The sequence below is a fragment of the Streptomyces sp. NPDC053513 genome (assembly GCF_044544765.1).
Taxonomy (GTDB): Bacteria; Actinomycetota; Actinomycetes; order Streptomycetales; family Streptomycetaceae; genus Streptomyces; species Streptomyces litmocidini.
Genome location: NZ_JBITXP010000021.1, coordinates 70305 through 82684, shown reverse-complemented (window position 1 = coordinate 82684; position 12380 = coordinate 70305). Strand labels below are relative to the sequence as shown.

Sequence of the window (12380 nt, the reverse complement as noted above, 5' to 3'; positions counted from 1 at the left end):
TTTCGTCGCCGAGGTGGAGAAGCGAGCCGATGAGCTGGTCAGGGCTGCGGAAGCCCTTTACCTCGACGGCAGCCTGTTCCAGGGAGAGAACCCCAGGAGCGAACATGTGCGGGTTCCAGGCGGGATGCTCGTCTTCCTTCTTGTCCCGCGCTACGAATGCGGATACGTCCTCCAGGTGACCTACCTCTGACAGCGGCGTCCCAGGGAGCCGGCATCTCTCCTGCGGGTGCCTGTGCCATCCGGCGCCATCTATCCGGACCGACGTCGGCCCCTGATGTTGGGGGGTTCGGCGGAGATCTCGGCACCTGCCTTCCAGCGAGCCCACTTCGGGCTGTTGCGGTCGGTGGCGTAACCACGTCGGGTCTCCAGGCGCCATGCGGTGTGCTCGAAATCGGCGAAAAGGCGGCTGATCTCCGAGAACGGGACCATTTCGCGGGTCTCGGCGCGCGGGGCGAAGCGGGTCAGCAGCTCTCGGGGGACGGTCACGAACGTCTCGGACTCCTTGACGTCGCGGAGTTCGGCGAGCTGGGCGGGGTCGGTGACGCGCTCGCCCTGCACGAGGATCTCGCCTGTGGACTCGACCTCGTACAGGGTGGGGCAGTCACCGTCGTCGCTGGTCGTACCGAGGAACCGGAGCGGCATGTCTGGGCCTCTCTGGGCGGGGGTTCGGGGCTCCAGGATGCGTGGTCGTGTGAAGATGCGGGGCTGGATTGCGCGGGATTGCGCACAACGCCTTCCCCCAGCCCGGCGGGGTGCCCGGCCCCTCACGCCGCCGCCCCCACCTCCTCCTCGTACGGGAAGCGGGCCAGCGGGGCCTCCTGGTGGAAGAAGGTCTTGGCGCGGGCCATCGCCCGCTCGTCGGCGCGGACCCGGCCGGGGCGGGAGGCCGTGCCCGTCAGGACTCCGCCGAAGCGCATCCCCATGTAGGCCGCCGAGTGGTTCAGGCCGGTGACCAGGCCGTCCGCGACCTCGTGTTCCTCGTGCGCCAGGGCCGTCACCCCCCACAGCGTGCCGCCCGCCATGCGCTCCTTGAAGTCCGAGCCGGGCACGTTCAGCCAGCCCGACCAGTAGTCCAGGTAGCGCTTGGTCTGCGCGGAGAGGCTGTACCAGTAGAGGGGCGAGACGATGACGACGTCGGTGGCGTCGAGCGTCGCCCGGCGCAGGAGTTCCTCGGTCTCCCCGGGCCGCCTGGCGGCGTCCTCGTGCCGGCCGTCCTGGAAGTCCGGCAGCGTCAGTTCGTTCAGGTCCACCCAGCGTTGCGGGACGTCGGCGGGCAGGTGCTCGGCCGCCGCGCGGGCCAGGATCTCGGAGTTGCCGTCGGCGCGGGAGCTGCCGAGGACGAAGAGGAACGAGCGGTCCGTGTCACGTGCGGCGTCGAGGGTCATGTCCGGTGCCAACCTCCGGGTTCCCCGGCGTATTCCGGCCCCATCGGCCCCGCCGATCGCCCCCATCGGAAGGACGCCCCACTGGCTCGTGGACCGTGAACGGCCCCCGTCCGTAGCGTCGTTCCCATGAGAAACGAGACCAGGGGAACCCTTGAACTGACCCTCGCCATGGTGCTCTCCGGCACCCTCGGAGTCTTCGTCGTCGAGTCCGGCGCCTCGCCCTTCGAGGTGGTGTTCTTCCGGTGCCTCTTCGGGGCCCTCACGCTCGGCGCCTACAGCCTCGTCCGGGGGTTCTTCACCGGGCACGGGTTCACGGCCGGGAAGCTGGGGCTCGCCGCGCTCGGCGGGGTGTTCATCGTCTTCAACTGGGTGTTCCTGTTCGAGGCGTACGAGGCCAGTTCCATCTCGCTCGCCACCGTCGTCTACCACACGCAGCCGTTCTTCCTCGTGCTGCTCGGGGCCCTGTTCACGAGGGAGCGGATCTCCGCGGGCAAGCTCGGGTGGCTCGCCCTCGCCTTCGTCGGGCTCGTGCTCGTCTCCGGCGTCAGGCCGGGGGACACCGCCTCCCTCAAGGGGCTCGGCTTCGCGCTCGTCGCCGCCGTGCTCTACGCCCTCGCGACCTTCGTCACCAAGCGGATCACCGGCGTGCGGCCCCATCTGATCGCGCTCGTCCAGGTGCTGGTGGGGATGCCGCTGCTGCTCCCCTTCGTCGACCTCGGAGGCCTCGGGGGCCTCGGCGGGGGCGGCTGGGGCTGGCTCGTCGGGCTCGGGTTCATCCACACCGGCCTGATGTACGTGCTCATGTACGCCGCCTACGCCAAGCTGCCCACCGCCAAGATCGCCGTCCTCGCCTTCACCTACCCCGCCGTCGCCATGGGCGTCGACTGGGCGGTGTACGGGCACCACATCGGGCTCGTCCAGGCGCTCGGCGTCCCGCTGATCGTCCTCGCCAGCCTCAGGGTGACTCTCGCACGAGCCGCCGCGCCTGCTCCACGAACAGTCGCACGTGCGCCGGAAGCCGCTTCCCCCGCCGCCACGCGAGCTGCGTGAAGAGGGTGAACGGGGCCTCCCAGGGCAGTTCCACCAGCGCCCCGGACGCCAGCTCCTCCGCCACCGTCACCCTCGGCAGCAGCGTCACCCCCAGGCCCGCCGCCACGCCCCGCTTCGTCGCCTCGATCGTGCCGAACTCCATGAACGGCGGCGCCCACTCCCGCAGCTCCGCCTCGAACAGGTCGCGGTACGAGCAGCCGGGCTCGGTGCCGAGCAACCGGATCTCCGCCAGGTCCGCGTTCGTCAGGGACGTACGAGCGGTGAGGGCGTGGCCCGGGGGCGCCACCAGGACCAGCGGCTCCGGGGCGAGGACCTCCGTCTCCAGGCCCTCGTGCTCCGTCTCCGGCTCCATCAGGAAACCGACGTCGTACGTGCCCTGCCGCAGCGCCTTCCGGGTCTCGTCGCCGAGCGTGGGCCGGAGCGTCAGCCGCACCTTCGGGTAGCGGTGGTGGAAGTACTCCAGGAGCGGCGGCAGCCGGTAGGAGGTGAGCGACTCCATCGTGCCGACGGCGATCGGGCCCGAGGGTTCGGCCGTGGCCGCGACGGCCGTGCGGGCCTCCTCGGCCAGCTCCGTCATCCGGTGGGCGTACGGCAGGAGCCGCTCGCCGGCCTCCGTCAGGCGGATGCGGCTGCCGAGGCGCTCGAAGAGGTCCACCCCGAGGGAGGATTCGAGGGACCTGATCTGGGCCGTCACGCTCGACTGGGCGTAGCCGAGTTCCGTGGCCGCCCGGGTGAAGGAGAGGACGTCGGCCACCTTCTCGAAGGTCGCCAGGAGCCGCAGCTCCATCAGCCCTCGGCCCCCGTGTCCTCGCCGGACTTGCCCTGCTCGCGCCTCTTCAGCTCCTCCTCGCGGCGGCGCAGGTCCGCCTCCCAGTCCTTGAGGAGGGCCTCGTCCTTCTTGTTCTCCTCGCGGAGGGACTTCAGGAATTCCGGGTTGTCGTCCGGGGCGACCCACTCGTGCCGGTGGTTGCGGTGCCACTCGGAAGGCGTACGGCCTCCGGCGGGCGCGCGGCGCATCTTGCCGGCGGCGAACCAGACGATCGGGCCCACGATCCAGAACAGCAGGATGATGATGACCCAGACCACCTTCGGCAGGTGCCTGGCCTCGTCCTCGGGGGTGTTCAGGCAGTCGATGAAGGCGTAGATCGTCAGCGCCAGCGGCAGGATGTACATCAGTGCCCTGAGCATGTGGTGCGGCCCCCTGGAAGCAGCGGCGGGGCCGGTCGAGGCGGCCCCGGTGACAGGCCAAGCCTAGCCCGTGGCGGATACTGGCCCCTATGGCTTACGACGATCTCCGCTCGCTGCTCAGGGCCCTGGAACGCGAAGGCGACCTCAAGCGCATCAAGGCCGAAGTCGACCCGTACCTGGAGGTCGGGGAGATCGTCGACCGGGTGAACAAGGCGGGAGGTCCCGCGCTCCTCTTCGAGAACGTCAAGGGCTCCGCCATGCCGCTCGCGATGAACGTCTTCGGGACGGACCGCCGGCTGCTCAAGGCGCTCGGCCTGAAGTCGTACGGCGAGATCAGCGAGAAGATCGGCGGGCTCCTCAAGCCGGAGCTGCCGCACGGCTTCGTCGGGGTCCGCGAGGCCTTCGGGAAGCTGGGCTCGATGGTCCACGTGCCGCCGAAGAAGGTGAAGGAGGCCCCGGTCCAGGAGGTCGTCCTCACCGGGGACGACGTCGACCTCGACCTCCTCCCCGCGCTGTTCACCTGGCCCAAGGACGGCGGGTCCTTCTTCAACCTGGGCCTCACCCACACCAAGCACCCCGAGACCGGCGTGCGGAACCTGGGCCTCTACCGGCTCCAGCGGCACGACAAGCGCACCATCGGCATGCACTGGCAGATCCACAAGGACAGCCGCAACCACTACGCGGTGGCCGCCGCGAAGGGCGAGCGGCTGCCGGTCGCCATCGCCTTCGGCTGCCCGCCGGCCGTCACGTACGCCTCCACCGCCCCGCTCCCCGGCGACATCGACGAGTACCTCTTCGCCGGCTTCGTGCAGGGCAAGCGGATCGAGATGGTCGACTGCAAGACCGTCCCGCTCCAGGTCCCGGCGCAGGCCGAGGTCGTGGTCGAGGGCTGGCTGGAGCCGGGCGAGATGCTGCCGGAGGGGCCCTTCGGCGACCACACCGGCTTCTACACCCCGCAGGAGCCGTTCCCCGCGCTGACGATCGACTGCATCACGATGCGGAAGCGCCCGCTGCTGCAGTCGATCGTCGTGGGGCGCCCGCCGACCGAGGACGGGCCGCTGGGGCGGGCGACGGAGCGGTTCTTCCTGCCGCTCCTCAAGATCATCGTCCCGGACATCGTCGACTACCACCTGCCGGAGTCGGGCGGCTTCCACAACTGCGCGATCGTCTCGATCGACAAGAAGTACCCGAAGCACGCGCAGAAGGTCATGCACGCCATCTGGGGCGCGCACATGATGTCGCTGACCAAGCTGATCATCGTGGTCGACAAGGACTGCGACGTGCACGACCTGCACGAGGTGTCCTGGCGGGCCCTGGGGAACACGGACTACTCCCGCGACCTGACGGTCGTCGAGGGGCCGGTGGACCACCTGGACCACGCCTCCTACCAGCAGTTCTGGGGCGGCAAGGCCGGTATCGACGCCACGAAGAAGCTGCCCGAGGAGGGCTACACCCGGGACGGCGGCTGGCCGGACATGGTGGAGTCGGACCCGGCGACGGCGGCCCTGGTGGACCGCCGCTGGAAGGAGTACGGGCTGTGACCACGGCTGCCGTGCCCGGCGCCCAGCCGGGCCGTACCAAAGCCTTCCTGCGGCTCGTGATGATCGAGCACTCGGTCTTCGCGCTGCCCTTCGCCTACATCGCCTCGCTCACCGCGATGTACCGGCTGGACAGGAACATCCACTGGTGGACGCTCTTCCTCGTCACCGTCTGCATGGTGGGCCTGCGGACCTTCGCCATGGCCTGCAACCGGATCATCGACCGCGAGATCGACGCGCGCAATCCGCGGACGGCCGGGCGGGAGCTGGTGACCGGCGTGGTGTCCGTGCGTTCGGCGTGGACCGGGGCGGGGATCGCGGTCGTCGTCTTCCTCGGCGCCGCCGCCCTGCTGAACCCGCTCTGCCTGGCGCTCGCGCCGCTGGCCGTCGTCCCGATGGTCGTCTATCCGTACGGGAAGAGGTTCACCAACTTCCCGCACGCCATCCTCGGTCTCGCGCAGTCCATCGGGCCGATCGGCGCGTGGCTCGCGGTGACCGGCGAGTGGTCCTGGGACGCGGTCGTCCTGGGCCTGGCGGTGGGCGTCTGGATCGGCGGCTTCGACCTGATCTTCGCCTGCCAGGACGTGCAGGCGGACCGGGCGCACGGTGTGATGTCGGTGCCGGCCCGCTTCGGAGTCCCGGCGGCGCTGTGGGGCGCCCGCGCCTCGGCGGTCGTCACCACGGGCCTGCTGGTCTGGTACGCGCTGCTGACGGACGCGGGCCTCTTCTTCTGGATCGGCCTGGTCGTCGTGGTCGTCGCCTTCGGCTACGAGCACACGATCGTGAAGCCGCACGACCTGTCCCGGCTGAACAGGGCGTTCTTCACGACGAACGGCTTCATCGGCATCAGCCTGTTCGTGTGCGCGCTGCTCGATCTGCTGGTCCGCGGGCTCACCCCGTAGGCCCGGCCGATGGCGGATAGGCTCGGCGCCATGAACGACGGCAAGCGCACCCCCTGGATCGTGGGGGTTTCCGGGGCGTCGGGTACGCCGTACGCCGCCGCCGTGCTCAGGGGGCTGCTCGCCGCGGGGGAGAGCGTCGACCTCGTCGTGTCGCGGGCCTCGCGGCTGACGCTGCTCGACGAGACGGGGATCGCCTTCCGGGACGCGCACTGGCGCGAGGACCTGGCGGCCTGGCTGGCGCGGGGCGCGGACGGGAAGCCGGACGCGTTCACCGTGGACGTGGGTGACGTGCGGTACTGGGCGGCCGGGGACCTGGCCGCGGGGCCGTCCTCCGGTTCGTACCCGGCGAAGGGGATGCTGGTGGTGCCGGCCTCGACCGCCGCGGTGGCGGGAGTGGCGCTCGGGCTCTCGAAGGACCTGCTGCAGCGGGTCGCGAGCGTGACGCTGAAGGAGCGGCGCCCGCTGGTGGTCGCGGTGCGGGAGACCCCGCTGAACGGACAGACGCTCAAGCACATGGTGGCGCTGGACGAGGCGGGCGCCGTGGTGCTGCCCGCCTCTCCGGCGTTCTACGCGGGGGCGACGCACATCCAGGATCTGGTGGACTTCGTCGCCGGGCGGGTGCTCGACGCGGCAGGGGTGCCGCACCGGCTGTACCGCCGTTGGGAGGGAGAGCTCGGTGGAGCTTCCCGTACGGATTAGCGCTTCTTCGCGGCCTTCTTGGCGGCGCGCTTCGAGGCGGCGGACGTCCGGTGGGCACGCGAGCGGTCGGCCAGCTCCTGCAGCTCACGCATGCGGGCGTAGGCCATCTCGATCGTGTACACGGTGATCACCACTCCTGAAAGATCATCTTTGATCTGTTGAAAGATTCACAGGGTGTCGCCCCTGTGCGCCTTAGATTCTATACCTATACTCGCGGTATCGCTGGACAATGGAAGGTTCCTCTTTATGGACGCCGTGGACAGGCAGCTCATCCAGGCTCTGCGCGAGAACGGCCGCGCCTCGTACGCCGAGCTCGGCCGGCTCGTCGGGCTCTCCGGCCCCTCCGTCACCGACCGCATCAACCGTCTCGAGGCCGCCGGAGTCATCACCGGCTACCGCGCCACCGTGAACGCCGCCTCGCTCGGCCTCGGCGTCACCGCCCTCATCGGCATCTCGCTCTCCGACGCCGCCGACCACGAGGACGTGGCCCGCCGGCTGAAGGACCTCGCCGAGATCGAGGACTGCTGGTTCATCGCCGGCGACGACTCCTTCATGCTCAAGGTGCGCGCGAACGACGTCGACGGCCTGGAGAAGACGATCCGCCGCCTCTCCGGCACCAAGGGTGTCTCCCGCACCCGTACGACGATCGTGCTCTCCACCAAGTGGGAGAACCGGGTCGGGGAGCTGCCCGAGGAGGGCTGAGAGTACGGTGGGTGGAGCTTGATTCGGAGACAAAGGGAGGCGGCCGTACATGGACGCGGGACTCAAGCGCGAACTTGAGCAGAAGGTCCGGGACGGTGAGCGGCTGAGCCGTGAGGACGGCATCGCCCTGTACGAGTCCGACGACCTCGCCTGGCTCGGCGGTCTGGCCCACGAGGTCCGGACCCGCAAGAACGGCGACGTGGTCCACTTCAATGTCAACCGGCATCTGAACATGACCAACGTCTGCACCGCCTCCTGCGCCTACTGCTCCTTCCAGCGCAAGCCGGGCGAGAAGGACGCGTACACCATGCGCATCGAGGAGGCCGTGCGCCTCGCGAAGGCGATGGAGAACGAGAACCTCACCGAGCTCCACATCGTCAACGGGCTCCACCCCAACCTGCCCTGGCGCTACTACCCGCGCTCCCTCTCCGAGCTCAAGAAGGCCCTGCCGAACGTCTCCCTCAAGGCGTTCACCGCGACCGAGATCCACCACTTCGAGACGATCTCCGGGCTCTCCGCCTCCGAGATCCTCGACGAGCTGATCGAGGCCGGCCTGGAGTCGCTGACCGGCGGCGGCGCCGAGATCTTCGACTGGGAGGTCCGGCAGCACATCGTGGACCACAAGACCCACTGGGAGGACTGGTCCCGGATCCACCGCCTCGCGCACGAGAAGGGTCTGAAGACCCCGTGCACGATGCTCTACGGGCACATCGAGGAGCCGCGCCACCGCGTGGACCACGTGCTCCGGCTCCGCGAGCTCCAGGACGAGACCGGCGGCTTCCAGGTCTTCATCCCGCTGCGCTACCAGCACGACTTCGTGGACATGCAGGACGGCAAGGTCCGCAACAGGCTCCAGGCCCGCACCACGATGGCGACCGGCGCCGAGGCCCTGAAGACCTTCGCGGTCTCCCGGCTGCTCTTCGACAACGTGCCGCACGTCAAGGTCTTCTGGGTCATGCACGGCGTCCAGACGGCGCAGCTGGCGCTCCAGCACGGCGCCGACGACATGGACGGCTCGGTCGTCGAGTACAAGATCACGCACGACGCCGACAACTACGGCACGCCGAACAAGCTGGGCCGCGAGGACCTGCTCGAACTGATCCGCGACGCGGGCTTCCGGCCGGTCGAGCGGAACACGCGGTACGAGATCATCCGCGAGTACCCGGGCCCGGACGCGGACCGGCGCGAGTCGCCGCAGCCGATGCGGGTCTGACGCGGACGGCGTGACGCGGACGGCATGAGGAAGGGCCGGCGGGGCATCCCCGCCGGCCCTTCCTCGTGCGTGCCCGTCGGGCCGCTCACCGCAGCGGCAGCAGCATGATGATGTCGTCGCGGTCGTCCCCGGGGGCGACCCGGATCGCGTCGGGGACGCGGCCGACCTCCTTGTAGCCGGACTTGGCGTAGAAGCCGTCGACGCCGGTGCCGCCCCGGCAGGTCAGCCGTATCGCCTCGATCGCCTCGAAGCCCTCGGCGGTGCGGGCGGTGTGCTCGACCGCCGCCATGAGGTCGCGGCCGTAGCCCCGGCCCTGGTGCCGGGGGTGGACCATCACGGTGTAGAGCCACACCCAGTGGGTCATCAGCGGGTGGGTGTTGAAGGTGAAGAAGGCGGTGGCGGCGATCCGGCCCTCCTCGTCGCGGCCGACGAGGAGGCGGGTGCCGCCCTCGGCCATGGCGACCAGGTGCTTGAGGAGGGCGGGGCGGATCTCCTCGGGGGTGACGGGAGGTACGAAGCCGACGGCGCCGCCCGCGTTGGAGACGTCGGCCCAGAGGGAGAGCACTCCGTCGCGCAGGGCGGGGTCGACGGCGGGGTCCACCTCGAACGTAAGGGTCATGGGGGGAGGGTATCCATTACTTCTCCGGTGCTCAAGAGGCCCGGTCCCGGATCGGGCGCCGCCGCGTGCTTCACTTGAGGACGCTCGTCCCGCTGGGAAACTTCGGGATCTTTCGGAACGGAAGACTGGACTGACATGCTCCGCTACACGCTGATGCGGCTCGGGATCTTCGCCGGGTGCTTCCTCGCCCTGTGGGGTCTCGTCTACGTCGGCGCGCTGCCGCGCGGTCTGGGCGACTCGAACCTGCTCTGGGTCCTCCTCCTCTCCATCGTCGTCTCCGCCCCGCTCAGCTTCGTGCTCCTGCGCAAGGCGCGGGACGAGGCGAGCGCGGAGGTCGTGGCGAAGGTCGAGCGCGCCAAGGGCCGGCTGGACGCGAACCGCTCCCAGGAGGACGCGCTGTAGTAGCCGCCGGTCGGCGCGCGGGGGCTGTGCGGGTACTGCGTGGGGACTGCGCGAGGACTGCGTGGGGACCGCAAGAGGACCGCGTAGGGACCGTGCGAGGACTCCGTGAGGACCGCGCGAGGGCCGCGTAAAGGCTGCGTAAGCTTCCTCACAGACATCCCACCCCGGGTAGGGCCTTCCAAGGCTCCTGCCTGGGGTGTTCTGCGTTTCGAGGGTGAAACGGCGTTTTCCGGCCTCAAAGAATGGCTTTGAGGTTCTCAAAGTTCAAGTGTTAACGTGTTCGACATGAAGACAGCAGTGCGCCCCTCCGATGCCGCGAGCACCCCGCTCGTGGCGCGCCTGCACGTCGATCTCTGCCGCTGTATGTCCGCGGTCTGTTGCCGCGCCTTCTGATCCGGCATCATGCAGCGGCCCGCGTGAACAGCGCGTGTGTGCCGCACCCCCGTCCCCGTATTCACCCGATACGCACCTGTGGAGTGTGCCCGTGTCCGCGTCCGTGACGCCCGAGGCGAAGCCCCGGATACCCAAGGTCCCCTTCTGGGCCCAGATCATCGCCGGTCTGGCCCTCGGCGCCCTCCTCGGCTGGGTCGCCCGCAGCCAGGACGTCGCCTGGCTCAAGGAGACCCTCGGCCAGATCGGTGACATCTTCGTCCAGCTGCTCAAGCTGGCCGTCGCGCCCCTCGTCTTCTTCGCGATCCTGGTGTCGATCACCAACCTGCGGAAGGTGAACAACGCCGCCCGCCTCGCCACCCGCACGCTGCTCTGGTTCATGATCACCTCGCTCATCGCGGTCGCCATCGGCCTCGCGATCGGCCTGATCACCAACCCGGGCGCCGGCACCGGCCTCACGCCGAAGGACGGCAAGCTCCCCAAGCACGAGGGCTCCTGGCTCGACTTCCTCACCGGCATCGTCCCGACGGACGTCATCACGCCCTTCACCGAGCTGAACGTCCTGCAGATCGTCTTCATGGCCGCCGTCGCCGGCATCGCCGCCCTCCAGCTCGGCGACCGCGCCAAGCCGATCCTCACCCTCTCCGAGTCCGTCCTGGAGCTCCTCCAGAAGGCCCTGTGGTGGGTCATCCGCCTCGCCCCGCTCGGCACCGTCGGCCTCATCGGCTTCGCCATCGCCGACTACGGCTGGGACCTGATCGGCAAGTACGCGACCTTCACCGCCGACGTCTACGTCGGCTGCGCCCTGGTCCTCTTCGGCGTCTACCCGCTGCTGCTCGCCACGGTCGCCAAGGTCAACCCGCTCCAGTTCTACAAGGGCGCCTGGCCCGCCATCCAGCTGGCCTTCGTCTCCCGCTCCTCCGTCGGCACCATGCCGGTCACCCAGAAGGTCACCGAGCGCCTCGGCGTCCCGAAGGAGTACGCCTCCTTCGCCGTCCCGTTCGGCGCCACGACCAAGATGGACGGCTGCGCCGCGATCTACCCGGCGCTCGCCGCGATCTTCATCGCGCAGATCTTCGACGTCCAGCTGGGCGTCGGCGACTACCTGCTGATCGCCTTCGTCTCGGTCATCGGCTCGGCGGCCACCGCCGGCCTCACCGGCGCCACGGTCATGCTCACCCTGACCCTCTCGACCCTGGGCCTCCCCCTGGAGGGCGTCGGCCTCCTCATGGCGATCGACCCGGTCCTGGACATGATGCGGACGGCCACGAACGTCGCGGGCCAGGCCCTGGTCCCGGTGATCGTCTCGGCCCGCGAGAAGATCCTCGACCTCACGGCGTACGAGCACGCCTCCTCGTCCCCGATCGACGAGCCGGCCGAGGCCGCCGACAGCGACCGGAAGGTCCCGGCCGCGGCGGCCGCCTGACCCCTCGCGAAGCGTGTACGTGCCCCCTGCCCGGACCGGGCAGGGGGCACGTACGCTTCTGCGGGGCATTCCAGTGGATCTTGGAAGCAGGGGTGGGGCGCCATGGCCGGCGGGGCGAAGGCGCGGCGGTTGCCGCGGGTGGTGCGGGAGCGGCAGATGGTGGACGCGGCCGTGCGGTGCTTCGCCCGGCACGGCTACCAGGCGGCGTCCATGGACGAGATCGCCGAGCTCGCCGGGGTCTCCAAGCCCCTGGTCTATCTGTACCTGGGCTCCAAGGAGGAGCTGTTCACCGCCTGCATCCGGCGTGAGGCGGGGGCCCTGCTCGCGGCCGTGGACGCCGGGGTCGGAGGGGCGGAGGTGCCGCCGGACGAGCGGCTCTGGGCGGGGCTGCTCGCCTTCTTCACGTATGCCGCCGACCACCCGGACTCGTGGGTGGTGCTCAGTCGGCAGGCGCGGACGCAGGGGGAGCCGTTCGCCGGCGAGGTGGCGCGGATGCGGGACGAGATCGTGGGCTTCGTGGCGGGGCTGATCGGGGAGGCCGCCGGGGAGGCGGACGTGGTGATCACCGGGCGGGACGTGGACGCGCTCGCGCAGGCGCTGGTCGGGTCCGCCGAGTCCCTGGCCAGCTGGGCGAACGAGACGCCGGGGGTGGCGGCGAAGGAGGCCGCCGCGACGCTGATGAACTTCGCCTGGGCCGGGCTCGGAAACCTCATGAAAAGCGAGCGCTGGTCTCCCCGCAGGCGCTTACCGGGCAGTAAGGTTACCGGCTAGTCCGGGCAGCCGGGACACCTCAGGGCTCAACGCGCAGCCGGGACGACTCAGGGCTCAACGCACCGACGCACGACCTCAGTTCATCGCGCAGACCG

16 protein-coding genes are annotated in these 12380 nt (G+C 69.9%); 10 read left to right on the top strand and 6 right to left on the bottom strand.

Features of this window, described 5'->3' with window-relative positions:
• The first annotated feature begins 13 nt into the window (after positions 1-13).
• A complete protein-coding gene (locus tag ACIGW4_RS28730) occupies positions 14-190 on the top strand; it encodes a hypothetical protein (RefSeq protein WP_398712531.1) in 177 nt (58 codons plus the stop codon).
• 59 nt (positions 191-249) lie between these two features.
• Here the strand turns inward: ACIGW4_RS28730 and ACIGW4_RS28725 are convergent, their stop codons facing one another.
• Complete coding sequence (locus tag ACIGW4_RS28725; protein WP_399583681.1) at positions 250-642, bottom strand: DUF6879 family protein; 393 nt, start codon at positions 640-642, stop codon at positions 250-252.
• A 122-nt stretch (positions 643-764) separates the two neighbouring features.
• A complete protein-coding gene (locus ACIGW4_RS28720) occupies positions 765-1385 on the bottom strand; it encodes a flavodoxin family protein (RefSeq protein WP_399583678.1) in 621 nt (206 codons plus the stop codon).
• Positions 1386-1511: 126 nt separating this feature from the next.
• Here ACIGW4_RS28720 and ACIGW4_RS28715 point away from each other — a divergent pair, with 126 nt between their 5' ends.
• Complete coding sequence (locus ACIGW4_RS28715; RefSeq protein ID WP_399583675.1) at positions 1512-2435, top strand: DMT family transporter; 924 nt, start codon at positions 1512-1514, stop codon at positions 2433-2435.
• On the opposite strand, the gene ACIGW4_RS28710 is transcribed toward ACIGW4_RS28715, so the two are convergent.
• Together ACIGW4_RS28710 and ACIGW4_RS28705 are read right to left on the bottom strand one after the other, a co-directional pair.
• Entirely contained in the window at positions 2341-3222 is an 882-nt protein-coding gene (locus tag ACIGW4_RS28710) for a LysR family transcriptional regulator (RefSeq protein WP_398712524.1), read from the bottom strand. The two genes, ACIGW4_RS28715 and ACIGW4_RS28710, sit on opposite strands and share 95 nt — an antisense overlap.
• Positions 3222-3623 (bottom strand): PLD nuclease N-terminal domain-containing protein, encoded by a 402-nt coding sequence (locus ACIGW4_RS28705; protein WP_123459022.1) that lies wholly within the window; start codon positions 3621-3623, stop codon positions 3222-3224. Before ACIGW4_RS28705 ends, ACIGW4_RS28710 begins: the two co-directional genes overlap by 1 nt.
• A gap of 89 nt (positions 3624-3712) precedes the next feature.
• Between ACIGW4_RS28705 and ACIGW4_RS28700 the strand changes: the two genes are divergently transcribed.
• From ACIGW4_RS28700 to ACIGW4_RS28690, 3 genes are read left to right on the top strand one after another with little or no spacing between them, the layout of a single operon-like run.
• Positions 3713-5164: a menaquinone biosynthesis decarboxylase gene (locus ACIGW4_RS28700; RefSeq protein WP_359590757.1), complete on the top strand. Its 1452-nt coding sequence runs from the start codon at positions 3713-3715 to the stop codon at positions 5162-5164.
• Positions 5161-6063: a menaquinone biosynthesis prenyltransferase MqnP gene (gene mqnP / locus ACIGW4_RS28695; protein ID WP_399583671.1), complete on the top strand. Its 903-nt coding sequence runs from the start codon at positions 5161-5163 to the stop codon at positions 6061-6063. The genes ACIGW4_RS28700 and mqnP overlap by 4 nt, the downstream gene beginning before the upstream one ends.
• A 30-nt stretch (positions 6064-6093) precedes the next feature.
• On the top strand, positions 6094-6762 hold the full coding sequence (locus tag ACIGW4_RS28690) for a UbiX family flavin prenyltransferase (RefSeq protein ID WP_123459024.1): 669 nt from the start codon (positions 6094-6096) through the stop codon (positions 6760-6762).
• Here the strand turns inward: ACIGW4_RS28690 and ACIGW4_RS28685 are convergent.
• Positions 6759-6896 carry a hypothetical protein gene (locus ACIGW4_RS28685; protein WP_185094938.1) on the bottom strand — a complete coding sequence of 46 codons (138 nt, stop codon included), beginning with the start codon at positions 6894-6896 and terminating at the stop codon, positions 6759-6761. The two genes, ACIGW4_RS28690 and ACIGW4_RS28685, sit on opposite strands and share 4 nt — an antisense overlap.
• A 112-nt stretch (positions 6897-7008) precedes the next feature.
• Between ACIGW4_RS28685 and ACIGW4_RS28680 the strand changes: the two genes are divergently transcribed.
• Together ACIGW4_RS28680 and mqnE are read left to right on the top strand one after the other, a co-directional pair.
• Complete coding sequence (locus ACIGW4_RS28680) at positions 7009-7464, top strand: Lrp/AsnC family transcriptional regulator (protein ID WP_030691729.1); 456 nt, start codon at positions 7009-7011, stop codon at positions 7462-7464.
• 49 nt (positions 7465-7513) lie between these two features.
• Positions 7514-8677 carry an aminofutalosine synthase MqnE gene (gene mqnE / locus ACIGW4_RS28675; protein WP_123459025.1) on the top strand — a complete coding sequence of 388 codons (1164 nt, stop codon included), beginning with the start codon at positions 7514-7516 and terminating at the stop codon, positions 8675-8677.
• An 85-nt stretch (positions 8678-8762) separates the two neighbouring features.
• Here mqnE and ACIGW4_RS28670 read toward each other — a convergent pair whose 3' ends face one another.
• Entirely contained in the window at positions 8763-9296 is a 534-nt protein-coding gene (locus ACIGW4_RS28670; protein WP_359590758.1) for a GNAT family N-acetyltransferase, read from the bottom strand.
• 135 nt (positions 9297-9431) lie between these two features.
• Here ACIGW4_RS28670 and ACIGW4_RS28665 point away from each other — a divergent pair, with 135 nt between their 5' ends.
• From ACIGW4_RS28665 to ACIGW4_RS28655, 3 genes are all read left to right on the top strand, one after another.
• Positions 9432-9698: a DUF4229 domain-containing protein gene (locus ACIGW4_RS28665; RefSeq protein WP_123459027.1), complete on the top strand. Its 267-nt coding sequence runs from the start codon at positions 9432-9434 to the stop codon at positions 9696-9698.
• Positions 9699-10182: 484 nt separating this feature from the next.
• Positions 10183-11514, top strand: a complete 1332-nt coding sequence (locus ACIGW4_RS28660; protein ID WP_185094939.1) for a dicarboxylate/amino acid:cation symporter — start codon at positions 10183-10185, stop codon at positions 11512-11514.
• A 102-nt stretch (positions 11515-11616) separates the two neighbouring features.
• Positions 11617-12285, top strand: a complete 669-nt coding sequence (locus tag ACIGW4_RS28655) for a TetR/AcrR family transcriptional regulator (RefSeq protein WP_359590759.1) — start codon at positions 11617-11619, stop codon at positions 12283-12285.
• Positions 12286-12380: the final 95 nt, after the last annotated feature.